Annotated in this window: 1 protein-coding gene; it reads right to left on the bottom strand. The window is 40.4% G+C overall.

All coding sequences use genetic code 11. The features are described 5' to 3' along the window. A partial coding sequence (locus ACT3RM_RS17705; protein ID WP_444511491.1) for a TonB-dependent receptor occupies window positions 1–1,651 on the bottom strand: 1,651 nt, incomplete at both ends.

Below are 1,651 nucleotides of genomic sequence, written 5' to 3'. Positions count from 1 at the left end.
GCTGAAAGTATCAGCGACTCACTAGGCATCCATTTAAAATTAAACTGTCCTTCAAGCTCTTCTCGTCTACCCTCGCGTGGCCAGTGCTTCCAACCATCGACTGTACCCCGGTATTCATCTTCTGAGCGAATTTTATGATATTGATAACGCGCTGACATAGTTAGCTCCAACTCATCGGATAACATCATTTGGTTACTTACATCAAAGCCAAAACGGTTCTCACGGTTACTGGCAACTGCTGTATTACGTATTATTGGACTTGCATCAGGATCCGCTAACTCCCATATTGCATTAGCGTAATTTGGGAACCCGCCAGCAGAATTAGTATTGCTAATAGTATGGGTGCTCCATAGGTTTGAAGTGACGTTAATAAACTTACTTTTCGGGTTCCACTGATATTTTATGTTATAGGCTTGTGCTTCAACTTTACTAAGAGGCCATTGCGCCATTTCACCATTTTCACCTATGTCACCAGCTCGACTTGCCATAATTTCACCATATTGCGCATTAGTGACACGTGCACCTAAGTTTAATTGCTGGTTTTCACTAATTTTAAATTCACCTTTGAGTAAGAAAGATTCCAACTCACTCGATGTATTTGGCACTTCATAACCTGGTCGTTGACGGTGCGCTAGAGAACGCGGATTCATTTTAGTAATATTGAACTCTTGATCATTAGGGTTATTGTAAAACTCTGATTTTTTGGTGCCACTAAAGTAGTTGCCCTTATTACGATATGCATAGGCGGCGAGTAATTCATAGTTATCTTGGCGCGTAGCTAGCGCTAAACGATAAGCGTAATCTTCACCTGACAAAGGGTTATTTTCTTTATTACCACTCATCTCTTGCCATAATGAAGGATCTCCATATGCAAAATTAGGTGACATTTGCGGGAAACCTTCTACATCCCTGTAATCCTGCCCTGTGAATAAAGTGGGCAGCTTAGGATCAACGGCATTATTACTGCTCTCTATGACAAGCCCCCCGCCGCTGCTTTCCCCTTCAAGCAGTACGTCGCTAGCACTAATAGTACTAACTTGCACCCCACCACCAACAGAAGTATGTGTATTCGGAGTTAAAGAGGGACCTTTTATTGCTTTAATACTGCCAATTAAATTTGAATCAACGTAATTTCGATTTGAAACCCCTCTATAACCACGCCACACAGTAATTGCTTGCTCAGTACCGTCTATTGATAATGGCACTCGCCCAGGTCCTTGCACTCCGCGAATACTGGGGTCAACACCACCACCATTTCGTGCATCACCGCTGTAAATATTGAGCATACCTTTGAATAAATCACCAGCATCTTTGCCCTTATATCGTTCTATTTCATCTATTGATGTATATACCGTAGATATATCGTCATCATAAATTGCATGCTTACCAGCTTCATCACGAGTGACACCATTGTTATCTCCTGTTGCTACATTAATTGTATTTAAAATTATTTTATTCTCATCTACTTTTGCTAAAATTCTATATGAACCATCTGCTTGTATTAAACTATAAAGTCCACTATTAGAGAGCAAAATACTCAAAGCTTGCTCAGCGCTATAATTACCTTTAAGTAAAGGGCTTTGTTTTTTATGTGTTAAACGAGCATCTAAATGGAACTCTATACCTGCAGTTATCGCGAGCTGATTTAAAC

The organism is Pseudoalteromonas sp. AOP7-A1-14, assembly GCF_052376275.1.
In the GTDB taxonomy this organism is placed as follows: Bacteria; Pseudomonadota; Gammaproteobacteria; order Enterobacterales; family Alteromonadaceae; genus Pseudoalteromonas.
The sequence above is the reverse complement of the archived record's forward strand: the minus strand, read 5'-3'. Positions and strand labels throughout refer to the sequence as shown.